Source organism: Ruminococcus bicirculans (ex Wegman et al. 2014) (assembly GCF_000723465.1).
In the GTDB taxonomy this organism is placed as follows: Bacteria; Bacillota; Clostridia; order Oscillospirales; family Ruminococcaceae; genus Hominimerdicola; species Hominimerdicola aceti.
In genome coordinates, this window is sequence record NZ_HF545616.1 from 584,939 (window position 1) to 608,788 (window position 23,850).

The following is a 23,850-nucleotide window of genomic DNA, read 5'->3' on the forward strand; positions in this document are numbered from 1 at the left end:
GAGTTAACTCCAGGTGGTAAAATGTAATCAATAAATAAAACACTAGGAGGTAATTATCATGGCAGTAAAACAGACAGCAGGCAGAAATAGTCTTGGCGACCTTGCACCTAAATTCGCAGAGCTTAATGATGACGTTCTTTTCGGCGAGGTATGGTCAAGAGAGGACAAGCTCTCACTGAGAGACCGTTGTATCGTTACGGTAACAGCTCTTATGGCAAAGGGCATTACAGACAATTCTATTAAATATCATATAGAGAATGCTAAAAATCACGGAGTAACAAAGACAGAAATGGTGGAGATCATCACTCACGCCGCATTTTATGTTGGCTGGCCTAACGCTTGGGCTGTCTTTCCAATGGTAAGGGAAGTGTATGCTGAGGAAAAGAACGGTTGCTCAGACTCGCTTTTTGGTCTTGGCGAGCCAAATGTGAACTTTGCTCAGTATTTTATCGGTAACAGCTATCTTAAACCGCTGAATGTCAAGGGCGTAGGCGTTTTCAACGTTACCTTTGAGCCAAAGTGCAGAAATAACTGGCATATCCACCACAAGGGCGGACAGATACTTCTTTGTACAGATGGCGAGGGCTGGTATCAGGAATGGGGTCAGCCTGCAAGAAAGCTACACCCAGGAGATGTTGTTTACATCGCCCCTGAGGTAAAGCATTGGCACGGTGCAACAAAGGACGAGTGGTTCACGCACGTTGCTCTTGAGATACCTGCCGGGGGTGCATCGAACGAGTGGTGCGAGCCTGTTTCAGACGAGCAGTATAATGCACTTTAATAGAGAGGTAAAGCTATGACTATTTCTGAAGTTAGTGAGAAATACGGGCTTACACCCGATACACTGAGATACTATGAGCGTATAGGACTTATTCCGCCTGTGCCAAGAACGAAAAGCGGTCTTAGGGACTATGATGAAAGCTCATGCAATTGGATAGAGTTCATAAAGTGCATGAGAGGCGCAGGTCTGCAAATAGAAGCCCTTATCGAGTATGTTGCTTTGTATCAGCAGGGCGACAGCACTATCGAGGCAAGAAAAAATCTGCTTATCGAGCAGAGAAAAGATCTCCTTGAAAAGCAGACTGAGATAGCTGCGACTATCGACAGACTCAACTATAAGATAGACAATTACGAAAAGATATGCGCTAAGGTCATAAAGTGACGGATAAGGTCTTGTTACAAAGGACGGCAGTAAAATGCCGTCCTTTTTTTGCAAAACTTGCTCTTTTCTGCTTTGATTTTTAACAATTTTATGCTATAATAAAACATAAATAATATGATTCTCTAGGAATCGTGGAAACATTCACTTAACATTATAATAGAATAAAAACGAAGGATATGGAAAATGCTGATGTGGAAAATAATAGCAGTGACAAAGAAACAGAGAAACAGGAGGAATGTATATGACTTATAAAAAGAATGTTTCAAAAATGGTGATTGCCATCGTTTGTGTCATTTTGTTTGCTATGACTGCGTTTTATTGTGTGCCGAGATTCTCTTTGCTTTCGTCGAATGCAGTGTCAGCAACGGTTGTGGATGCGGACAAGCATGGGACTGGCGGTTATGCAGTATTAAAGGTAGATGGAGCCAGAGAGGATGGAGGAACGATATTTTTCCATTATTATTATCCCGGAAACAAGTCTCATCTAAAACCAGATGAAAGTGTGTTGGTAAGTGGTAACATCGAGTTTATGGATGAATCGACAAAACAGGGTGTGAACGCAGACTTGGTTATCGGAACAAGGATGCCGGTACTTATATGTTTGATTTTATCCTTGCTGGGGGTGTTTGGTGCAATATGCCTGTTACCATCTGCAATTCGCAATTTCCATAATAAACCGTGGAGTAGTGATGAGGAGATAGCCACTAGGAACAAATTGGTGAATGCATTTTATACGGCTGAGATCTTAGCACTTGTAGTTGCTTTGATTTTCTTTGTGGCTGGTATGACGCAAGTGGTTGGATATGCCTGTGAGAAAAATCATACAACAGGAAATGTAACATATCAAAATTCTCGACAGAGCTCCCAGCATGTCAAGGTACATAGCGGAAACGGTGTCAGAAATTACAAATCACATTATGGGAAAGGCATCCGGCCAACCTATACGGTGTTGCAGATCAAGGCGAATTCGCCGGTCAATGGCACCGATGTGTTCTGGTACGAGGGAAATTGCATTATTCTGGGTAGCAAGAACGTTTATATAGGTTATAATGATGATTCTATGTCAGTCTTATCACAGTTTGAACTAGTAATGACGATCATAAGCGGTATGTTTTTATTAGTTCATGCAGTTTCTGCAATGTTGATCAGCAAGAAAAATCCATATGGAGGGAAATTTTTCTGGTTCTTTAAATTTTGACAAGCTCTTTCAGGAGTTGTTTTATATAATTTCACTTAAAATATTTGAGAGAAATGTATAAAGCTATATTGACAATAGCATTTCTCGTTATGACCTATGAAATATCCATAGTATTTATTGCGATCGTTAAGACTTCAATTTATTTTTGATAAAATGCCTCTTTTCAAATTACTATTGAGTGTGCTATGATCGATCATAGTGCAATACGCTCCTTCTTTCATTTTTTTATTTGCCTTTTGTTGCTTAAATGCGCTATTTTTTTCAACATTTTATTGTTGATTTTGGGGAAAGTTAAGCCTCGCCTGCGTTGACAAACAGCGGTTTTAATGGTATAATGGAATAGCTTACAGATTTGTGGGGATAATTTTGACAGAATGAAAAAAGGACGGTGCGCTATGGTAGTGAAAAATGTGGAGTTGCCTGAATACAGCGTGCTTATGTCTGTTTATGCAGGAGAGAAGCCTGAACATCTCAGGGCAAGTATCGAGAGTATGCTGTCACAGACCTATGTGACGAACGATTTTGTGCTTGTGTGCGATGGAAAGCTCACAAAAGAGCTTGACGAGGTCGTAGACTACTATGAGGAGAATTACGAGTGCTTTCACCCCATAAGGCTCAAGGAGAATGTTGGCACAGGAAGATGCGCCAATAGAGGTATAGACGCCTGCAAAAATGAGTATATAGTCAAAATGGACTCTGACGATATCGCTAAGCCTGACCGCTGTGAAAGGTCGCTTTATGCTATGGCGAAGCACCCTGAGATAGATATGCTTGGGGCTTATATAGACGAGTTCGACAGTCAGACGGGCGAAGTGATAGCCACAAAGAAAACGCCACTGACCAATAAAGAGATACACAAATATGCAAGGCGGAGAAATCCGTTCAATAATCAGACCCTTGTTTATAAGAAATCCCGTGCTTTGAGCGTGGGAGGTTACAGCAATATAAAACGCTGTGAGGACTATGAGTTCGTGGTGAAAATGCTTGCGGACGGCGCAAGGGGAATAAATCTTGACAAAACGCTTGTGATGTACAGAGTTACGGCGAACAATTATGAGAGAAGAAGAAACTGGGCGAACACAAAGTCCTTTGTGAATGTCAGGTGGAAGATATTCCGTATGGGATATTCAAATCTGTGGGACTTTATTGTTCCATGCACTTTTCAGTTTTTCATTTTCATAATGCCGAAATCGCTGACAGGCAAGATATATAAGAGGTTTCTTAGGAGATAATGGAGAGCCGCAAACGTATAATAAGACAGCACATAAAATCAGCACTGCAAAAAACGCTTTTGCCGCTGTGCTACAAGCTGTCAAAGAAAAAGGATATAGACAAAAAGCTCGTTATCCTTGCAGACCTTAACAGCGTTTCTACTCCTGAGAGCATGGAGCTTATAAAAGCGGAGCTTCAAAGCCGTGGCTATAAGGTCAGGGAGATGTACTGCGACCTTTCAAGCTGTGGAATGGTCTCGGGGCTTAAATATATGATGAGCTTTATGAAAGCTTACGCAAATGCAAGGGCTGTGTTCATATGCAACTATTTTGTGCCTGTGACTTCCTGCAAAAAGCGTGAGGAAACGACAGTGGTTCAGCTTTGGCATTCCTGCGGAGCATTGAAAAAGTTCGGCTATGACAGCGAGGAGGATATATCTTCCCATTTCAAAGGCTCTGTTACAAGAAATTTTGACCTTATCACTGTGAGCAGTAAAGAGTGCGTAAAGGCTTTTGTGTCTGCGTTCAGGCTGAAAGAAGATATCGTAAAGCCCCTTGGCGTCAGCCGTACGGACGTGTTCTTTGATGAAAGCTACAACGTGCAGTGCAGACGTGAGTTCTTTGAGAGATATCCCGACTACAAGGGCAAGAAGATAGTGCTTTATGCGCCGACGTTCAGGGGGAATGCTTTGGATTGTCATTGCGTGGGCGAGGAGTATGCCGCAGAGCTTGAAAAAAAGCTTGGGGAGGCTTGGAAAGTCATTATAAAAATGCACCCCAGACTTCACAGCGGGCTGACTAACTGCGATATTGCTACAAACAGGCTCATGCCTGTGGCAGACGTGCTTGTGACGGACTATTCGTCGCTTGTGTTCGAGTATGCACTGTATAAAAAGCCGTGGGTGATATTTGCCCCTGATATTGAGAGCTACAGCAAGGGCAGGAGCTTTTATCTTGATTATAAAACAGATATGCCTGCGCCTTTGGTGACGGAGGGAGAGAAGCTTGCACAGGCTGTGCTTGACAGTGAAAAGAGCTTTGACCATGAGGGCGTGGAGCGTTTCACGGAAAAATATATGTCTGCCTGCGACGGCAGGTCAACGGAAAGAATAATCGACAGCGCTTTGGAAAAAGAGCGTTTTTGACGGAGATGATAAAAATAGAAGGAAAAAAGTTTGATTGGTTCGGGCTTACCCAGATATTGAAGGAGCATAAGGGAAAGCTCAGACAGATAAGAATGTTGTCGGTGAACGAGCTGAAAAAGAAGTATAAGGGCGCAGCGTTAGGTCCGATTTGGGCGCTTATCAAGCCGACCTTTACCCTGTTTATACTGTGGTTTGCATTTGAGATAGGTCTAAAAAGAAACGGTGGAGTGCATTTCATTAACGGAAAGTATACTCAGTTCGTTTTCATGCTCACCGGCTATGTGCCATGGTTTTATATTTCAGAATGTATCGTTGGAGGATCGAGGTCAATAAGAAGCAACAAGCAGTTTGTAACAAAGCTGTCCTTCCCTGTTTCAAATATCATGACCTTTACCTCACTTTCGGGACTTTATATCCACATTTTGCTGTGTGCTATAATGTATGTGGTGTTGCTGTGTCTGGGCTTTGGACCGAGTATTTACAATCTTCAGTTTATTTATTATGCGCTGATGATGTATTTTTTCTTCCTTGTGCTTTCGTGGATGACTGCTCCTCTCAGTGCGTTCAGCAAGGATTTTGAAAATCTTATAAACTCTGTTATAACAGGACTTTTCTGGCTTTCAGGTATATTCTGGAACACATATGATATCTCGCCTTTGTGGCTGAGAAAGCTCATGTATTTCAACCCTATAAACTATTTTGTAAACGGCTATAGAAAGAGCTTTCTTACAGACACGTTTATTTTTGATTCTAACTATACCACCGAAACTATAGTGTTCTATGCGGAGTTTATCTTTATGATATTCCTCGGAGCGCACACCTATAAGAAGTTCAGGAAGATACTTCCTGACGTTCTGTAACAAAGGCTGAAAGGAACTGACTTTTAAATGGAAAATCAAGCGACTGAGCCAATTATTGAATTTTTGGACGTAAAAAAAGAATACTTTTTATATAAAAACGAAAAGGCACGCTTTAAGGCTATTTTCACAAAAAACAGGGGAGTAAAGAAGCACCCTGCCCTTAAAGGCGTGAGCTTCAAGATATACCCAGGCGAGTCTGTGGGAATTATCGGAAAGAACGGTGCGGGAAAATCGACCATTCTGAAAATGATAACAGGCGTAAGCTTTCCAAACAGCGGCACTATCACTGTAAGAGGAAAGGTTGCCGCATTGCTTGAGCTTACAGCAGGCTTTTCACTGGATATGACGGGTATGGAAAATATCTATCTAAAGGGCTATCTACTTGGTCTTAATGACGATCAGATAAAGGAGATAGAGCAGGATATAATTGATTTTGCAGATCTTGGAGAGTATATCGACCAACCTGTAAGAACATATTCAAGCGGAATGAAAATGCGTCTTGGCTTTGCTATCAATATAAATATCAAGCCTGATATCCTCGTTGTTGACGAGGCATTGAGCGTTGGCGACGCAGACTTTCAGAAGAAGTGCCGTGACAAGATAAATGATGTTATCGCCACTGGTGTAACGGTACTGTTCGTTTCCCACTCACGCAAGGCTATCGAGGAAACTTGCACAAGGGCGATATTCCTAAAAGACGGCAAGGTGCAGGTGGACGGCACTGTTGAGGAAGCCTTTGACGCTTACGATAAGAAAAAATGATCATGAAAGCTTTTCGTTCTTTGACGGGAAGCTTTTTGTTTACACCTGTTATAGTTGATATTTGATAAGTATATACAATTATCAATATTTAATTTTGTGTAATAAATCATAGTCAAAAAGCTTTACAAAATCGCAAAAATGTGTTATAATGAGATATTATCGAAAGGAATTGATATTATGAATTGGGTTGAAATGGATATATATACCACAACAGAAGGAATCGAAGCAGTAACGGGAAGTCTGCTTGGAATGGGTATAAACGGCTTTGTTATCAAGGACGCAAAGGATTTTCAGGACTTTCTTGATGATAAGGACGGCAACTGGGATTATATAGATGATGACCTTATGGGTCTAAAAAACTGTGAAACTACAGTGACAGTTTATCTCCCTGAGAACGCTCAGGGTCTTGAAAATCTTGAAGCTATGAAGCTGGAGCTTAAAGCGCTCAAAAAGCGTGACGTGAACAATGAGTTCGGCAGGCTTGAATATGAGCTTAAAAACGTCAAGGAAGAGGATTGGGCGAACAACTGGAAACAGTATTTCAAGCCTCTTTGCGTTGGCGAAAAGCTTCTTATAAAGCCGTCATGGGAAAAGGTCGCTGAGGGTGAAAAGAGAAAGATACTGGAAATAGACCCTGCCTCATCTTTCGGCACAGGTCAGCATAACACAACCCAGCTTTGTCTGGAGCTTGTGGAGAAAAATCTCCATGAGGGCGACAGGATACTTGACCTTGGGTGCGGAAGCGGAATACTTTCTATCGGCGCATTGCTCCTTGGTGCTGAAAGTGCAACAGCGGTGGACGTTGACGAAAATTCTGTTAAGATAGCAAAGGAAAATGCAGAGAAAAACCATATAAGCGCAGAAAAGTATACAGCTTACTGCGGAAATATCATAGACGATAAGGCTCTGGTGGAGCAGATAGGTACAGGCTATGACCTGCTTTGTGCAAATATCGTGGCAGATGTTCTTATAGGCATGAGCGGGATTTTCGGCGGATTTATCAAAGACGGCGGAACGCTCATAGTTTCAGGTATAATCGACCAGAGAAAAGATGAGGTGCTTGACAGGCTTAAAGCAGAGGGCTTTGAGCTTATTGAGATAAGAGAAAAAGAAGACTGGGTGGCTGCGTCATTCAGGAAATAAGAGATGAAAGGACGGATCAAAATGCAGTTATTGTTTTTGGTTATCAAGAGAATCGAGTTAGTAGACGAAATCATGCGTTCGCTGGCACAGGCAGGCATAAGAGGAGGAACGGTCATTGACAGCGTGGGAATGGCGAAATCTATTTCTACAATGGATAATCTGCCTATGATCGGCGTTCTGAGATCTATTCTCAGCGGCGAGGACGCTGCACAAAAGGGCAAGACAATTTTCGTTGCCGTTGCAGACGATCAGGTAGATGTTGCAAGAAAGGCGATAACTGATGTTACCGGCGACCTTTCACAGCCTAACGCAGGTGTGCTTTTCGGTGTGCCGATCAGCTTTGCAGAGGGCGTAAACTAACACTTTATACAAGATAAAAAGCGTTGCACTTTTCTCAGTGTAACGCTTTTTTTGTGGATCAGTTTATTTTCATTTATGAAACTCTTAGAGAATAAAACAGATAAGTCCCGAACAGCCCTCGTTTATCATGCGCTCGATAGTTTCCTTTATCTTCATGCGTGCGTCCTCAGGAAGCTTTGAAAGCTTTGTGTGCAGACCCTCGCTCACAAGCTCGTGGAGTGACTTGCCGAAAATGTTTGACTCCCATATCTTTTCAGGTGATTCCTCAAAATCGTTGAGCATATAAAGCACAAGCTCCTCAGATTGCTTTTCTGAACCGACGATAGGTGCGACCTCGGTGTTGATAGTGGTTTTCAGCAGGTGAATGGCTGGTGCGGCGGCTTTGAGCCTTACGCCGTATTTTCCACCCTGCTTTATTATCTCAGGCTCATCAAGGGTCAGCTCGTTCATTTCAGGCATAACGATTCCGTAGCCTGTTTTCTCCATTTCATCAAGAGCAGAGCTGAATTTCGAGAACCGCTCTTTTATCTTCACAAGCTCCAAAATTCTTGGCATAAGGTCGTTTTCGTCCTTTATCTCAAGCCCTGTGGCTTCGCCTATTATCCTGAAAAACAGCGCAGGGTCAAGCTCCACCTTTATGACTGCCGAGCCTTTTCCAAGGTCTATCTCAGCCACCGAGCCTGAGGACACCTGCTCACAGCAGCATATCTTTTCGGCACAGTCTGAAATGTCACGAAGATTTGTCACAGCCGAAGCCGCTTCCTTGATATGTCCGAAAACCGCTTCTTTCAGCCAGTGTCCCTTGTCAAGAGAGTTTATCCATGAGGGCATTGAAATGTTTATCTCTTTCACAGGGAAAGAGTATAGCAGAAGCGTAAGTATCTCTTTTATCTCTTTTTCCGAAAGCTCCAAACAGTTTATAGGCATAACTGTAGTGCCATATTTGTCGGAAAGCTGTTCGCAAAGGTCTTTTGTTTGCTGAGAGTAAGGCTCAGTGGTGTTCATAAGCACCACAAACGGCTTGCCTATCTGCTTCAGCTCGTCGATTATACGCTCCTCACATTCCTCGTATTCTTCACGGGGCAGGTCGGTGATACTGCCGTCTGTTGTCACTACAAGACCTATGGTGGAATGTTCTGTTATGACCTTTTGCGTTCCCACCTCAGCCGCCATGTTGAAAGGTACTTCCGTGTCAAACCACGGTGTGACCACCATTCTCGGGGCTTCATTCTCAATGTAGCCTATGGCGCTTGGGATTATGTAGCCCACACAGTCTATCATTCGCACGTTGAAGCTTGCTCCGCCCTCTAGGGTGATGTTCACAGCTTCCTCAGGAATGAACTTAGGCTCAGTGGTCATGATAGTCTTGCCCGCGGAGGACTGTGGCAGCTCGTCAATGGCACGCTCCTTGCGGTAGTCGCTTTCAATGTTCGGTATAACGAACTGCTCCATGAACTGCTTTATAAAGGTGGATTTTCCCGTGCGGACAGGACCTACCACGCCTATATAGATATCGCCCCCCGTCCGTGTGGCAATGTCGGTGTAAATATCGTTTTTCATGTGTCTGTCCTCCTAGTTCATTAATGGGATAAGCAACATTCCCTGTTTTGATATTTTATCGTCGGTAAGCTCGTTTTCTTCAAGTATTGCTGTTATGGAAGTTGAATATTTTTTCGCTATCTCCCAGATGTCATCGCTCTCATTGCAGTAGCATATTTTCAGAGCGTATTTGTCATTTTTCTCTTTCGGCTTATCTGTGAGTACCCTAAGCTCTGATATCATAGTCCCTGTCTGTTGAATAGTCATTTCGCCGCCTATCTTGATATCGGCTTTAAGCTCAGCTGTTGTTTCGTCTGCAAGATAGTATGTGCAGTTTTCTATGCACAGTTCAGGGGATATGGATATCTCACCATTGACATTCTCCGGAATGGGTATCTCATGCTCAAAAGGCGAATCGTTTTCAAGATAAAGGGGAGTGCCGTCCTCGTTCCTGCCGATAATACAGAACGTCACGCTTCCTGAAATGATAAAGGCTTTCTTTTCCTCGTCAAGCCTTGATGTCACATTGGAAAGGGTCGCCCAACTGTCGTGAACACAGCGTATCTCACCATCCTGGCAGGAAAGCTTTGCAGTAACACTGTGGCTGTCAGATAACTTTATGCTTTCGCTGTCAAGCTTGCTTTCACACCTTTCAGCCTCGCACTCAAAGCAGGTGGAGTATGCGTCTGTGACGATCTCACAGGTGGAAAGCTTTTTGGCAACGCAGTTCACAAGAAGCACAAGCTCACATTCAAGTGTGCCAGAATCGTCAGACTTTGGTATGATATCGCAGCCTGCAGGGGTTATCCTCACATCTGCGGTGAAAGTATCGTCAATGCCGTCTATGTCGATTATCTGTGAGAACGGCAGAGTAAACCGCATTGTTTCAGCGGTTTCTTCTCCATCGGTAGTTACGCAGGAGTAAAGCATCATTATCTCAGCGTCGCCCTTTGTCACAAGCTTGCCTGCTATCATTTTGTGTTCCTGTGGGATAATGCGGCAATCTGTCCGCAGGATAGTGCCAACAGGGGCTTTTGCCGCAGAAAGCTGCAATTCCTCTATTAGTGTGATACGCTTTGCAGCGGTAAGACGTTTTGCAGGGTATGTAACAGCAACCTTTTTAAGCTGAATGCCGCAGCCGAATGCGTCTGTGACTATAGGCACAGTTACTTCGCCCGTCACATTTGCGTGGATAGTCACAGCACCCCTGATATCAAGTCTGCGCTGATTTACCACACGGCAGTTGACATAATCGCATTTTGGCGTGAGCCATATCATAGGATCGCCGCAATCCCCTTGCAGGTCGAAAGACTTTGTGTAGTTCATTTTCTGCTCGATGCAGTTTATCCGCTTGTCGTTCTGGCTGATGTAAAGCACTCTTATGAGCACTGCCATGTCAAAGCTGAGCTTTCCGCCGTTTATGGAATGGCTCTGTACTGTTGGTGTGATAACGCATTTTAGTACCCTGAAAATATCAGGATAATAGTCGGGCAGCAGAAAATCCTTTTCCACAGCCTGCTCGCAGGAGGCGTCAAGGATAGTCCGTGTCATTGACAGCATCTCTCTGTTAAGCTTAAGATCCATAGTGTTCATCTTGTCTGTTTCCTCCTAAAAATAAACTGATCATACGATCGTAAAGGGCTTGTAATGCCCTGCTGAGAACATTATATTCACTTGGGACGGGTCATATTCTGAAAATCTCAGACAAATTTAATGTATTTTGTCGTCAGAGGCTTTTTCACACAGCGTAAAGGCTTTTCATAGACTAAGATATGTCATTGTATCTGACATAATACTGTCTGAAAGGAAACATAATAGTATGAATGGTCTACTTTGGGCTGCGGCAGGCACGGGCTTTACATTCTCTATGACGACGTTAGGTGCGGCTGTGGTCTTTTTCATGAGAAAAGAGGGGCAGAGCGAAAAGGTGCAGAAAGCCTTTTTAGGCTTTGCCGCAGGCGTTATGATAGCCGCAAGCGTGTGGAGCTTGCTTATCCCTGCCATAAACGAGGCGGAAGCTCTCGGCAGGATAGGCTGGATACCTGCCGCAGGCGGCTTTGCGCTAGGCGTGCTGTTTCTTATGGGGCTTGACAAGGCAATGCCTTATTTTTTACCTGAGCCTGAAAGGGAAGAGGGCGTCCGCAGGGGGCTAAAGCGTTCGGGAATGCTTATTTTCGCTATCACACTGCACAATATCCCGGAGGGCATGGCAGTGGGTCTTGCCTTTGCACTGGCGGCACATAATGACAGCTCGGTACTGCTGGCTTCTGCTATCGCACTTGCCATAGGCATGGGAATACAGAACTTTCCGGAGGGTGCGGCTATCGCACTGCCACTGAGGCAATCGGGCATGAGCAGGGCGAAAGCATTCGGCCTTGGCACTCTTTCAGGAATTGTTGAGCCTGTTTTCGGACTTCTCACCGTTCTTGCCGCAGGTGCTATCCAACCGCTTCTTCCGTGGCTTCTTGCCTTTGCCGCAGGAGCAATGCTCTATGTGGTGGTGGAGGAGCTTATCCCCGAAGCGCATCTTGGGGAAGGTCACATGGGAACAGTTGGCGTAATGCTAGGCTTCTTGCTTATGATGATACTTGATGTGGCGCTAGGATAAAAAGGCATATTTGTTAAAAAACTGCGGTGAGATTTTTCACCGCAGTTTTTTTGTTGTGATAACGCACAAGTATCATGTGTTGACTTTGTGAGTTATTGCTTTGGTCTTTTTGACGTTTTTCGGTTGACAAACGGGGCATGATTTGGTATAATTGAATATGTGTAAAATATGTTCTGCTAAAAAGATAAAAAGAACAAAAAGAGAGCAGCGATAACCCTAAGACAACGAAAGGACAGATGAGAATTGACAAAGATAACTCGCACCTTTATTGCCTTTGTAGCGGCGTGTTTACTCGCCATTATGCTTATGACAGTAAGGTGCTTTGCTTATGATTATTCCACTATCACCGGCACAAAAGCCAGTGGAGCGGAAATAAGCGGATATTCGGGAGCGCTTGAAGTGAATGTTGTTGACTTCGGCGCAGACAAAAAGGGAAAGAAAGACTCCTCAAAGGCGATACAGAAAGCCCTTGACTATGCCATTGACAACGGCTCCAACTCTGTGCAGATAAAGGTCGTTGTTCCGAAAGGAAAATACAGGATAGACAAGCTTTTGGAGATATATTCAAACACTTGGCTGTATCTTGAGGACGGAGCGACTATCGTCAGAAATTTTGACAAGGGCTGTATGATAAAGAACGCTCAGGCAAACGGTGCAGGCGGATATGGCAGCGAGAGAAATATCGTTATCGAGGGCGGCTGTTGGGACGGCAACCCTTCGCCTACTTCAAGACCATTTTCTAATATGAGATTTGGTCACATGAAAAACCTTTGGATAAAGAACGTTGAGATAAAAAACAATTACAATGGTCATCATGTTGAGATAGGCGGTGTAAAGGGCATCACTGTCGAGGATTGCGATTTTCACGGTTATACGGGAACATCTCAGAAAGAGGCTATACAGCTGGATACCATAAGTAACAGTGATGTTTTCCCGGCGTATGAGCCTTTTGATGATACCCCTTGCGACAATGCTGTAATAAAGAACAACAAATTCCATGACCTTATAAGAGGTCTTGGCTCACATTCAGCTTGTCTTGGTGTATATTATACTAATACACTTATATCAGGCAACTCATTTTATAATATGAGCGGAACAGCTATCGTACTTATTAATCATAAAAAATGTATAATCGAAAACAATACTATGAAAAACGTTGGCTGTGCCATAGATTTCAAGTACATGACCGATTATGAAAATGCAAATTTCCATGTGCCTAATTCAGGCTATGCAGGCATAAAGGATCGTCTTGACGATAATGCCAACACCATAATAAGAAACAACGACATAACCGTTGTGGGTACATATTATTATCCCCAGCCGTATGCTATCCAGATATTCGGCAAGAAGCTTGAAAAGTCATACTCACACCCTGATTACAACTATACCGTAAAGGGCGTGAAGATAGTAGACAACGCTATAAAAACAGCTGGTTCGGCAGTAAGGCTCACGGACGTTTCGGGAATTTTCATAGGTTCTAACGATATAAGCTATGACTATGACAGATATAATTATTCCATGGATCTTATATGGCTCAGTGAATCGTCACAGGTGACTGTGACCAAAAATAAGCTTACAGGCACAAAGCAGAACAGCGTTTATATAAGCGGTGGTTCAGGCAATGAGGTAAGCTCAAATACCATTAAAAAGCCAGGCGTGTCGGGAGTTTATGTTTCAGGCGGTTCTGATAAAAATACCATATCAGGCAATACTATAACCTCCGCAGGCTCCAACGGCATAAAGATAACCAAAGAAGCTAAGGCAGATGTGAGAAAAAACACTGTTAAGAAGTCTAAAAATCACGGACTTATATTCACCGCCGGAAGCGGTAAGGCTTCTGACAATATCCTTGAAGAAAACGGTCTTAGCGGTCTTATGGCTGACAACAGCGCTTCTGTGGAATTTTTCAACAACACCTGTAATAAAAATAAAGGCTACGGAATAAAAGCTAATAAGAAATCTCAGGTTAAAATAAGCGGAAACAGCTTTGCTGACAACAGCAAGGGCGATGTTTACGTCACAGGCAGTGCGGCAGTGCTTCTGAACGCACCTGATAACGTAAAGTCGCAGGATATCTGCTCTGATAAGCTAACTTTAACATGGGACGAGGTGTCGCAGGCTGACGGCTATTATGTTTACAGAAAGACCGACGCTGAGGACGCAGAGTTTGAGCAGATAGCAACTGTAACAGACGGCACTTCATTTACAGACTATGGACTTGTTCCAAAAACAAGATATGTTTATAAAGTGAAAGCTTTTCTTGACACTGTTGACAGTGTCCAAGAGGGAAGCGACAGTGCAGATATGAGCATAAAAACAAAGCTCACTATTGTGGGCTGTACCACAAATATGCGTGGCTCTATGTCATACACTGGCAAGGAGAGAACACAGATATTTGACGTTTTTGTAGACGGAGAAACGCTTATTCCTGACGTTGATTACAGAACAGTTTACTCTGACAACGTGAACATTGGAACTGCAAAGGTGACGGTTATAGGCATTGGTCAGTATTGCGACTCGGCTGATTTTCAGTTTGACATAATGCTAAAGTCTGACAATGTGATGGTCATAAAGCCGCAGGAGCTTAACCGCAAGTCTATCGTTACGGGCAAGCCTACAATGAAATCACAGGGCTATGAGGTAGCAGAAGCGGTCAAGGATAAGCTTGACCACACATCTCACAGAGAGCCTGCCATAGTGGTGAACTACAATTCACCTTCACAGGTCATTGCAAAGGCGAGAGCAGATATGTTGGATCTTAGAGTGCGCTCATATCGTGAGCTTACAGGGGAAACTATTTACGGCGCTTGGCTGTAAAATATAAAAATTGGCATAATAAAACACGGCTGATACTTTTTTCAGCCGTGTTTTTTATATGTTTTTATTTTGTTATCTTTAGAAGATCAACATAATACGCCTCATCAGATAGTCCTTGCATATGAATTGTTATCGCCCTTGCTTTATCTTCTGCCGCATATACAATGTTTCGTGAAGATAAAAACATAGAAACAATCAATGTAAATATAACAGCTACTATGCTATTTTTTTCACTACAATTCCTCCTAGTTATGATATGTATAAAATATTGCTGAACCCAGACACCTACATTAATTAAAATTATTCGCAAAAAATGAGCAGAAAAAATATAATAACTCTGTAAATATTGAGGATGCTCTATACCACCTAACTTAGATTGAACTATTTAGACTTATTGCTGTCGATTAGTCAGTATATTATATATACCAATTAGAATTGAACAAAGTAATGCTATCCCATTAAGACTATAACTTAGAATCATACCGAAGCCGCTTCCTGCATTAGGTGTTCCATAATCACCATTGAAAGCCATAAATATATGAATAAAAAAATCAGTATCGTAAAATATATAACCGATTATAACAGAAAAACAAATGGTCAATATAACACCCAAACAATATATTTTTATATTATGGCTGCTTAACTTAACAAAAAAAGCCAACTGTACCGCTGCATAAAGAATAAAAAAAATAAATATAGAAATAACAGAAGCTATCCCTGCTCCTAAATATGCAGTTAAATTAAACAAAAGAGCATATATGAAACTCATCAATACATATTTAACATATTTCATTATAATAATCATATCCCCTTTTGATGAAATCTAAGTCATCCTGTTTTGTATGTCTTTATTTTGTTATCTTTACTGCGGAGTCTGCTGAACGTCCTGCATTTGCGGAGCAAAATTTGCAAGGGAATAGAGCCTGTTCATGAAATCACCGTCAACAAAGAGGTTTTTCACAAGCACCTTTGTGTCAGGATTTTTGTTCTTAGGGTTGATCGTCTGCTGATAAACTGTTAGATAATTCTCATTGCCTGACTTGCTCACATAGCAATCTATCACCATATATGTAGGCAGGAATTGAGTAACAGCCGTCTGATAATCAAAAAGCGTGTAAGGGCTTTGCTCCATTGAAACCTTAAATGACTTTATGTCCTCAGGCACCATGAATTTGTATGCATCCTTGAGGTTTTTGTATTCTGCCCAATCGTCCTCAGACTCTATAAAAGGCTCTTTTGACTTGATTCTCACACCGCCCACAAGGAAAGCCAGCAGAAGGATAAATTCACTGCCCCATACTATCCACAAGATCGTGCCGTTTACAAGCGAGCCGTTATCTCTTGATGAATGTGATGACTTGTAAGACCAGCGACCCTCCTTGTTGATAGACTTTATATCATTCCAAAGGTCAGACGGGTGTGCGATTATGTCAAAAAGACCTGTCTTGTCATACTTCCTGAAATCGTAGGTGTAGTCATATGCGTTCATGGTGTATGACTTTTCAAGGCTTTTCTGTGCGGATTTTTTATCCTTGCCAAGAAGCTTGTCAAGCTCGAAAAACTGCCATACAGACTTTTTCTGCATCGTGGCAATGTCCTCGTCTGTGAAATCGCCTGTTGAATCGTTGCTGAAAAGATCATATGCCTTGGTCTGGTGATAAAAGTCATAATAATCACCGAAGCCGTCTGTGTTTTCATCAAAAAGCATATTCAGCTCGTCATAATAATCATAGGCTGTGTATTCACCCATAAGTTCATAGCCATATTTTTTCAGATCGTTGTAATCATACAGCGCCCATTTAAAATATGAGGCTAATAAAAAGCCCACCACTGCACAGGCAACTGCCACCACTGTGTTTCGCATTTTGAATGCTCTGACTATCTTTCCTCCCACAAAGCCAAGTGCGCATGACACCGCTATCGCAGCGATAACATTGAGATAGATGATAGTGCACCAGCCCTCAAAAAGCAGATAGAGCCAGAAAAGCAATCCGCCGCATACTGCCGTTGCAAGCACCATGAGCACTGCTCCAACTGGGCTGAATTTGCCCGACTCTTTGTAATGTTTGTGTTCTCCCATTTAAAATACCCCCTTATATACTTCAGGCATAAGCCATGAAGAAATTATATCACAGAATTAAAGATTTTTCAATGGTTTTGCTGAATTTATTCAGGCATAAAGAGAAATTTTTGTGGAAAACTATTTGCAATTATGAAAGGAGCGAACTTAGATGATAGAAAAGGATACAATAAAGCTTCTCAGGGAGTGCGATGCAGGAATAAAAATGGGTGTGCAGTCTATTGAGGATTCGCTGAAATACACTTCAAACGGAGAGCTAAAGCGAACTTTAGAGAAAAATCTTGCAGGGCATGTGGAGATACAAGAGAAGCTTCAGGGACTTTTAAATTCATATCATGACAGCGGAAAAGAGCCGCCTGCTATGGCAAAGGGCATGGCATGGCTTAAAACCAACTTCAAGCTTGCGGCAGAGAGCAGTGACGACGCTGTGGCAGATTTTATAACAGACGGCTGTAATATGGGCGTGAAGTCCCTGTCTGGATATCTCAACAATTATAAGGCGGCAGATGAGAAGTCCAAGAACATTGCCAAGGAGCTTATATGTCTTGAGGAACGCCTTTCTGTAGACATGAGAGGATATCTCTCTGCAAAATAGGCATGAAAATGGCAGCCGTGGAGTTTTTCCTACACGGCTGCCTTGATTTTATTTAGATACAACGCAGTTTTTGCCCTGATTTTTGCCCTTGTATAGCAACTTATCCACTTTTGAGATACCCTCGTCATAGTTTTCGTTCGGAGTCACTGAGTAAACTCCAAAAGTCATGGATATATTGAAACTTCGAGAATTTTCCTTAAATGTACACTCATGTATTTTCTGGCAAATGCTCTTTGCTATCTTCTCACAGCTTTCTGTGTCTGTATTTGGCACAACGAATAGTATTTCCTCACCGCCCCAACGGCACACATAGCCCTCGCTAGGCACGTTTCCAGCTATAACATCTGATACCACTCTAAGAACCTCGTCACCGACTTCGTGACCATATGTATCATTAACGTGCTTGAAATCATCGATATCGCCCAAACACATAGAATATACGCTGTTTGTCCTGCGGCTGTTGCTTTCTATCTTTTTGATAAAATCCATCATGGCACGGCGGTTGAAAAGCTGAGTGAGTGGGTCGATAGTAGCGAGCTTTTGAAGCTTTTCGTTCTGTGCTTTTGCTTCACGCTTGTTATGCTCATTTGTGAAAATGTATATGGAAGATACATAGATAATTATAATAAAGCTGCATAGAGTATTGTAAATGTATAAGATATTCTCTCTGTTGGTATCAAAGCTGTAAGGTGCGACCCTGTTTGTGACTATGATACGCATGACTATGAACACTACAACATCAAAGGACGAAAGTATATATGGTATCGCTTTCCTGTTTTGTGAAATGAAAAATGGAATAGGTATTATACACAGCATTATCTGCGTAAATCCTGCTGACCAGCCTATGTAATAAGCACCCATGCAGGCGTGTACTATTATCTCGCCAAGCACAAGGTAAGTAAATGATATTTTGCCTATCTTCTTAAAATGAAGCAGGAAATACATCACTGCATAGAATGCTACGCTGAAATAGTTATAATATACCATTTGGTATACTCCGAACCGATAAAACAGCACAAGATATATTATATGACCTAACAGCAGTATGATATCACCATAGCGATATATTTCCTCTGCGGTGAACATTCCTGCAAAGAGGTTTATTTCTTTTTTTATTTTCATACATTTGTTTCTTTCTTTGATATTTGGTTTGATGTTATAAACAAAATCACTTTACTTTAACAGATATATTATATACTATTTTAAACGTTTTTGCAAGACTAAATTTGTACAAATTATCATGATGAATTTTGTAGGTGCTAGCCTAAAAAGTGCGAAAAATGGCACTTTTTTGTTGCTTTTCATAGTGCGCATAAATCATATTATATTGATATGAACAATATGAAAAAATATAGTGAAAAAAATATTGCCGGCAAGCCATGGTGTAGGTTTGTCAATCATATTGGACACTATTATTAAGAAATTCGATAGGCGAAAACCATTTGAGGGGACGCATAGGACGGTTGTTTGTTCGACTTAAACGTGCAGCTAGCTGCACGTTTAAGTCGTCGCAGGAATAAAACCTATGGCACGAATAGAATTTGTTGTGATCTTCTCGGTGACTGCGCTCTACTTTGCCATTGTGCCTGGGCGTATATGGACGAATGAGTTTGTGTTCAATGCCAAGTTGTGAGAGCGTATTCTCAAACAGCGTTTTCTTGTCTCTTTTGCTTGGCGAAAAGCGGTTAGTAAATTCAAATCCATTGTCGGTCTGAATACATTTCACCGTTATTCCTCTGCGTTTGTACCATTTCACCAGCCTTTTTACAAAGTCTGCTGAAGAATAGGTGCTTTGCTCCTCATATCCGTATAAAAATCTTATCCTGGTATACTCATCGATCGCCGTGTATTGGTACAGCTTCATCTCAGAGTCAGCTATACACTTTCTCGGAACTACCTTTACGTCCACCTGAATACGCTCTCCGGGGTATGTCATCTGCTCGTATGGCTTTGGTTTATACGTCGCTTTCTTCGGCTTTTTCGGAAGCATTCCTAGTTTTTTCATAACCCTGTAAAGACTTTCAAGACAGCGTGTATACCCTTGTTTTCTGAGACGATGCCATAGTTCGGGAAGCTCAAGCGTTGGGTTTCGTTTGTGATACCTTTTGATAAGATCTATTTCTTCCTTGGTATGCTCGTTGGGATGATGATGCGGTCGGCGTGATTTAACTGCGAGGGACTCCACACTTCCGTCCCAGCGTTTCAGCCAGAAATATATATATGAACGTGATTTATTGTATTTTCTGCTCGCTCGGCTCACTCCATATTTCTTTGCGTAATTCATTAAGGATTGACGAAACTTCATATCTTGTGTTATACTATTCATGAGAGATAGGCTTCCTTTCTGATTTGTATTTGTGTGGTAACTTTATTTTATCAGATTTTTGCCTATCTCTCTTTTCTTTTTTCTTAATTTTGTCCAATATCTATTGTAGCACTACAGAAAAAAATATTGCCGGCAAGCCATGGGCTATTGAAAAATCCTGATGGATATGTTATAATAATGTTTATGAGTATTTTTTAAGAGGGTTTTATTATGCAGGGTTGTAAAAAGGTTGTTTCCATTCAGGATATATCAGGTCTTGGTCGGTGTTCGCTAACAGTGGTGATACCTGTGCTTTCCGCTATGGGTATTCAGGTGTGTCCTGTGCCTACGGCTGTGCTTTCGGCACACACTGGCTACAGCGAGTTTGTTATGAGAGATCTTACAGACTTTATGAAGCCTGCATTGGAACACTATAAAAAAATGGATATGAAATTTGACTGTGTGTACAGCGGGTTTCTAGCTTCAAGCGAGCAGATAGACCACTGTCTTGAGTTTTTCGAGGCTTTTCCTGACGCCCTGAAGGTCGTAGACCCTGTTATGGGTGACGGTGGAAAGGCATATAAGACTTACACAAAGGAGCTTTGCAGCCGTATGGTCGAGCTTGTAAAGGTGGCGGATATAATCACGCCTAACCTCACAGAGGCGGCTATACTTCTTGGTGAGGAATATCCTACGGCTTCAATGCGCAGCTCTGAGATAAAATCATGGCTTGTAAGGCTTTCAAAGCAGGGCGCAAAGATCGTTGTTATCACAAGCGTAAATCTTGCAGACGGCGGAATGTCAACTGTAGGCTATGACAAAGAAAATAACAGCTTTTGGAAAATAAAGAATGATTATGTTCCTGCACACTATTCAGGAACGGGAGATATGTTCACAAGTGTTCTTATTGGAGGACTTCTCAAGGGTGACAGCCTGCCTATCGCAATGAACAGAGCCACAGCGTTCACAGAGCTTACTGTCAAGACTACATACAGCTACCAGACCCCATGGACAGACGGTCTTATGCTGGAGGGTCAGCTTCCTTGGCTCACAAGCTATCAGGAGCTTAGGGACTATACGAATTTGTGATATCAGGAAGTGTTACCGAAGATGAACAGACTTAATATCGTGCTTGTAGAGCCGCAGATACCGCAGAACACAGGCAATATTTCAAGGACTTGTGCAGTGACAGGTGCGGCACTGCATCTTGTGAAGCCTTACGGCTTTGAGATAAGCGACAAAAAGCTAAAGCGTGCAGGTCTTGATTACTGGGATAAGCTGGAGATACATGAGTATGACGACCTTGACGACTTTTTCTCCAAAAACAGTGGTGAGTTTTACTTTTTTACCACAAAGGGCAGAATGGTACACTCAGATGTGGATTATCCGCAGGATAGGGAAGTGTATATAATTTTCGGCAGGGAGGACAAGGGGCTGCCTGAGAAACTGCTTTATGAAAATCCCCAAAGCTGTGTGCGGATACCAATGAGGAAAACGCTCAGAAGCCTTAATCTGTCAAACTCAGTGGCGATAGCATGCTATGAGGTGTTAAGACAGTGGGATTATCCCGATCTTGGCAGAGAGGGCAAGCTGACGCAATATACATGGGACGAATAAAATAAATAAAAAACGGAGGGTGAATTTATGGCAAAAATAAAACTTCTTACCGACTCAGCGAGCGATATCACTGAGGAGCTTGAAAAGAAGCTGGATATCCAGATAATGAATTTCAAGGTGGCAATGGGTGATGACAGCTACACATCAAGGATAGATTTCGACAACGAGAAATTCTACAAAATGCTCGACGATTTTGACGGCATACCTGTTACATCGCAGATAACAGCTTTTGAATATCAGGAAACTTTTGAGAAGCTCTACAGCGAGGGCTATACTGATGTTATAAACACTACCATAAACTCAAAAGGCTCGGCAACATACAACAACGCTGTTATGGCGGCAGAGGAGTTTTATTCCGCTCACCCTGAAGCAAAGGGCAAGTTCACTATATACAATATAGACGGCGAGAGCTACTCAGGAGCGTATGGCTATGCAGTAGTTCAGGGCGCAATGAAAGCCACAAAGGACGTTCCTGCGGCTGATATCGTGGCATTTATGGAGGACTGGATAAAGAACTGCGTTATTTTCTTTGCCCCATATACACTCAAATATGCAAAGAAGTCAGGAAGGATACCTTCTGCGGCAGCTTTCGTGGGCGAGGTAATGGGTCTTAGACCTATCATGAGGATACATGACCATGCTATCGTTACAGAAACAAAGGTAAGAGGCGATAAGGCTATTGTGCCAAAGATACTTGACCTGACTGTAAAGGAAATGATACCGCAGACACCTTACTGCATCGTTTACGGCAATGACGAGAGCGTCAGGGACGAAATGGCACAGGCTATGACGAAGAAGGTGGGCTATCCACCTGTGGAGTGTTTCCAGATAGGTGCGGCAATTGCAATAAACGCAGGTCCAAAGGTGACGGGCGTTATCTTTAAGGCACAGAACAAGTAAGTTTGATATGGATATAAAAAGACGGACGTTTCGCTTTGAAACGCCCGTTTTTTGTCAGCTCATGTTGTTATTTGTTTTTGCGTGATCTTCTGCCTGCAACTACAAGTCCGCTTCCAGCTATAACGAATGTAAGCAGTATACCGCTAACATTATTGCCTGTGTTAGGATTTGTGCTTCCTGCGTTGTTCTTGGCAGGGGTCTTGCTGTCAGTGTTTGAGTTGCTGTTTGTATTTGTGCTGTTGTTTGAACTTGTGTCTTTGTTGTCTGAATTTGTATCGCTGTTGTCAGAGCTTGTATCATTTGCCTTTGGCGTCATAGTAAGGTCAGTGATGACCCACATAGTGCCGTCAGAGCCGTCGCTCGTATCATTTTCATAGCGTTTGTAATTCACAAATTCGCCGTTGATCTTCAGCTTAGTATCAGGTCCGAATATGTAAGAGGTATTTTCACTCTCAACAAAACCAACAGCCGTCACATACACACCATAATAGTAAGTCTTTCCGGCTTCAAAAGCGGTGATCTTGTTTTCATAAATTTCGCTTCCCCACTCTGGCTCTGTAGAGATCAGACCGGTCTTGCTGTCAAGCTCCCACCACGCAGCTCGGAGCGCATAGTTTGCGCCGTCTGGCACATTGCCTGTAAACACGGGCTTGTCGCCGTCCTTGAAGTTGATGGTGGCGTCGTTGATCTCCACCACGTCTATGACTGTCACCGTAGATGCAGTGATCGTTTTAACAGCCGGGACATACATGAAGCCATCGACGAAATGAGCGGACACTTTCTGCCCGTTTACAGTAACTATAGTTTCGCTGCTGAAGGAATATCCGTCTTTTGGTTTAAGCATAAGGGAATACACATATTTTTTGCCGCCTTCAAATTTTGTGAAGGTTGGCAAAGAGCCGTGCGAACCATTGTCAGAATACCATGCGGCAACAGGTTCATTGTTTTCAAATTGCTGCCAGCATTCATAAGCCACATCGTATTTTTCATAGTCTACTGGTGTTACAAAAGCCGATGTCTCAGTTGTATCGCCAGCCCCATAATTAAACCTAACATCTTCAATAGTGGCATTGGTGATCTCTGATCTGTCAGGATATTCAGATATCTGCTTAAAGTGAGCTGTGAACGTCACATCACTTTTCACGGTAATTTTGCTCTGTATTTGATCAGAGGAAAGAGCGGTGCCAGCAGAAATGGGAGTATCACCGTCGACCTGGTAGACGGCAGCATCGGCTGTCCAGTAGGCGAACTCATAGCCTGGATTTGGTGACAAAACATTGATTATGCTGCCGGCAAAGCTGAGAGTTTCTGTTTCGGATACATTAAGCTTGTAGTAGTATGGCTTGTTAACATCATCGTCAATGCCATAATACACAAACGGGATCTGGTCGTTTTTGGTCATGGTCCCATGATCTCCGGGGTAAAATTTAACAGCATACGTTTCAGGATCTGCAAACGCTGTCATTGGCATCAGTGTCAGCACTATACACAGCGTAAACAAGGCTGTCAGCAGTTTTGTGGTCTTTTTTTTCATAATATACATCTCCT

The 23,850-nt window shown here is 42.6% G+C and carries 22 protein-coding genes; 15 read left to right on the top strand and 7 right to left on the bottom strand.

The features are described 5' to 3' along the window. The first annotated feature begins 58 nt into the window (after positions 1–58). The 9 genes from RBI_RS02625 (at position 59) to RBI_RS02665 (ending at position 7,841) form a co-directional block, all read left to right on the top strand. Positions 59–781 carry a carboxymuconolactone decarboxylase family protein gene (locus RBI_RS02625; protein ID WP_038670806.1) on the top strand — a complete coding sequence of 241 codons (723 nt, stop codon included), beginning with the start codon at positions 59–61 and terminating at the stop codon, positions 779–781. 15 nt (positions 782–796) lie between these two features. Beyond that, positions 797–1,162: a MerR family transcriptional regulator gene (locus tag RBI_RS02630; protein WP_038670807.1), complete on the top strand. Its 366-nt coding sequence runs from the start codon at positions 797–799 to the stop codon at positions 1,160–1,162. Positions 1,163–1,403: 241 nt separating this feature from the next. Beyond that, positions 1,404–2,360 carry a hypothetical protein gene (locus tag RBI_RS02635; RefSeq protein WP_038670810.1) on the top strand — a complete coding sequence of 319 codons (957 nt, stop codon included), beginning with the start codon at positions 1,404–1,406 and terminating at the stop codon, positions 2,358–2,360. A 395-nt stretch (positions 2,361–2,755) separates the two neighbouring features. Next, positions 2,756–3,592, top strand: a complete 837-nt coding sequence (locus tag RBI_RS02640; protein ID WP_038670812.1) for a glycosyltransferase — start codon at positions 2,756–2,758, stop codon at positions 3,590–3,592. Next, entirely contained in the window at positions 3,592–4,716 is a 1,125-nt protein-coding gene (locus tag RBI_RS02645; protein WP_038670814.1) for a CDP-glycerol glycerophosphotransferase family protein, read from the top strand. Before RBI_RS02640 ends, RBI_RS02645 begins: the two co-directional genes overlap by 1 nt. Before the next feature lie 5 nt (positions 4,717–4,721). Beyond that, entirely contained in the window at positions 4,722–5,576 is an 855-nt protein-coding gene (locus RBI_RS02650) for an ABC transporter permease (protein WP_147338411.1), read from the top strand. Between the two features lie 27 nt (positions 5,577–5,603). Continuing rightward, positions 5,604–6,338, top strand: a complete 735-nt coding sequence (locus tag RBI_RS02655) for an ABC transporter ATP-binding protein (RefSeq protein ID WP_038670818.1) — start codon at positions 5,604–5,606, stop codon at positions 6,336–6,338. A gap of 177 nt (positions 6,339–6,515) precedes the next feature. After that, positions 6,516–7,481 carry a 50S ribosomal protein L11 methyltransferase gene (gene prmA / locus RBI_RS02660; protein WP_022288483.1) on the top strand — a complete coding sequence of 322 codons (966 nt, stop codon included), beginning with the start codon at positions 6,516–6,518 and terminating at the stop codon, positions 7,479–7,481. A 21-nt stretch (positions 7,482–7,502) separates the two neighbouring features. Next, positions 7,503–7,841, top strand: coding sequence for a hypothetical protein (locus RBI_RS02665; protein ID WP_022288482.1), 339 nt, complete (start codon positions 7,503–7,505; stop codon positions 7,839–7,841). Positions 7,842–7,925: 84 nt separating this feature from the next. Here the strand turns inward: RBI_RS02665 and spoIVA are convergent, their stop codons facing one another. Together spoIVA and RBI_RS02675 are read right to left on the bottom strand one after the other, a co-directional pair. Next, positions 7,926–9,401 (bottom strand): stage IV sporulation protein A, encoded by a 1,476-nt coding sequence (gene spoIVA / locus RBI_RS02670; protein WP_022288481.1) that lies wholly within the window; start codon positions 9,399–9,401, stop codon positions 7,926–7,928. Positions 9,402–9,413: 12 nt separating this feature from the next. Next, a complete protein-coding gene (locus tag RBI_RS02675) occupies positions 9,414–10,973 on the bottom strand; it encodes a DUF3794 and LysM peptidoglycan-binding domain-containing protein (RefSeq protein WP_038670820.1) in 1,560 nt (519 codons plus the stop codon). Between the two features lie 226 nt (positions 10,974–11,199). On the opposite strand from RBI_RS02675, the gene RBI_RS02680 reads away from it, so the two are divergent. Both RBI_RS02680 and RBI_RS13910 read left to right on the top strand, forming a co-directional pair. After that, the gene (locus RBI_RS02680) at positions 11,200–11,988 is read left to right on the top strand and encodes a ZIP family metal transporter (protein WP_038670822.1); all 789 of its coding nucleotides are present in this window, start codon (positions 11,200–11,202) and stop codon (positions 11,986–11,988) included. A gap of 243 nt (positions 11,989–12,231) precedes the next feature. Then, a complete protein-coding gene (locus tag RBI_RS13910; RefSeq protein ID WP_148303551.1) occupies positions 12,232–14,805 on the top strand; it encodes a right-handed parallel beta-helix repeat-containing protein in 2,574 nt (857 codons plus the stop codon). 391 nt (positions 14,806–15,196) lie between these two features. On the opposite strand, the gene RBI_RS02690 is transcribed toward RBI_RS13910, so the two are convergent. Together RBI_RS02690 and RBI_RS02695 are read right to left on the bottom strand one after the other, a co-directional pair. Then, positions 15,197–15,598, bottom strand: a complete 402-nt coding sequence (locus RBI_RS02690) for a hypothetical protein (protein ID WP_117864865.1) — start codon at positions 15,596–15,598, stop codon at positions 15,197–15,199. 69 nt (positions 15,599–15,667) lie between these two features. Further along, the gene (locus RBI_RS02695; protein WP_038670825.1) at positions 15,668–16,885 is read right to left on the bottom strand and encodes a hypothetical protein; all 1,218 of its coding nucleotides are present in this window, start codon (positions 16,883–16,885) and stop codon (positions 15,668–15,670) included. A 151-nt stretch (positions 16,886–17,036) separates the two neighbouring features. On the opposite strand from RBI_RS02695, the gene RBI_RS02700 reads away from it, so the two are divergent. Then, a complete protein-coding gene (locus tag RBI_RS02700) occupies positions 17,037–17,480 on the top strand; it encodes a hypothetical protein (protein WP_022288477.1) in 444 nt (147 codons plus the stop codon). Positions 17,481–17,528: 48 nt separating this feature from the next. Here RBI_RS02700 and RBI_RS02705 read toward each other — a convergent pair whose 3' ends face one another. Further along, positions 17,529–18,602 (bottom strand): GGDEF domain-containing protein, encoded by a 1,074-nt coding sequence (locus RBI_RS02705; RefSeq protein ID WP_051706360.1) that lies wholly within the window; start codon positions 18,600–18,602, stop codon positions 17,529–17,531. A 271-nt stretch (positions 18,603–18,873) separates the two neighbouring features. Further along, positions 18,874–19,806, bottom strand: a complete 933-nt coding sequence (locus RBI_RS02710; protein WP_038670827.1) for an IS481 family transposase — start codon at positions 19,804–19,806, stop codon at positions 18,874–18,876. Positions 19,807–20,016: 210 nt separating this feature from the next. On the opposite strand from RBI_RS02710, the gene RBI_RS02715 reads away from it, so the two are divergent. Genes RBI_RS02715 through RBI_RS02725 form a run of 3 tightly spaced genes read left to right on the top strand, consistent with a single transcriptional unit; the run spans position 20,017 to position 22,302 of the window. Further along, complete coding sequence (locus RBI_RS02715) at positions 20,017–20,874, top strand: pyridoxamine kinase (protein WP_038670828.1); 858 nt, start codon at positions 20,017–20,019, stop codon at positions 20,872–20,874. A gap of 21 nt (positions 20,875–20,895) precedes the next feature. Beyond that, positions 20,896–21,402 carry a tRNA (cytidine(34)-2'-O)-methyltransferase gene (locus RBI_RS02720; protein ID WP_038670830.1) on the top strand — a complete coding sequence of 169 codons (507 nt, stop codon included), beginning with the start codon at positions 20,896–20,898 and terminating at the stop codon, positions 21,400–21,402. Between the two features lie 27 nt (positions 21,403–21,429). After that, positions 21,430–22,302 carry a DegV family protein gene (locus RBI_RS02725; RefSeq protein ID WP_038670832.1) on the top strand — a complete coding sequence of 291 codons (873 nt, stop codon included), beginning with the start codon at positions 21,430–21,432 and terminating at the stop codon, positions 22,300–22,302. A 67-nt stretch (positions 22,303–22,369) separates the two neighbouring features. On the opposite strand, the gene RBI_RS02730 is transcribed toward RBI_RS02725, so the two are convergent. Continuing rightward, positions 22,370–23,836 (bottom strand): hypothetical protein, encoded by a 1,467-nt coding sequence (locus RBI_RS02730; protein ID WP_148303552.1) that lies wholly within the window; start codon positions 23,834–23,836, stop codon positions 22,370–22,372. Positions 23,837–23,850 lie beyond the last annotated feature (14 nt).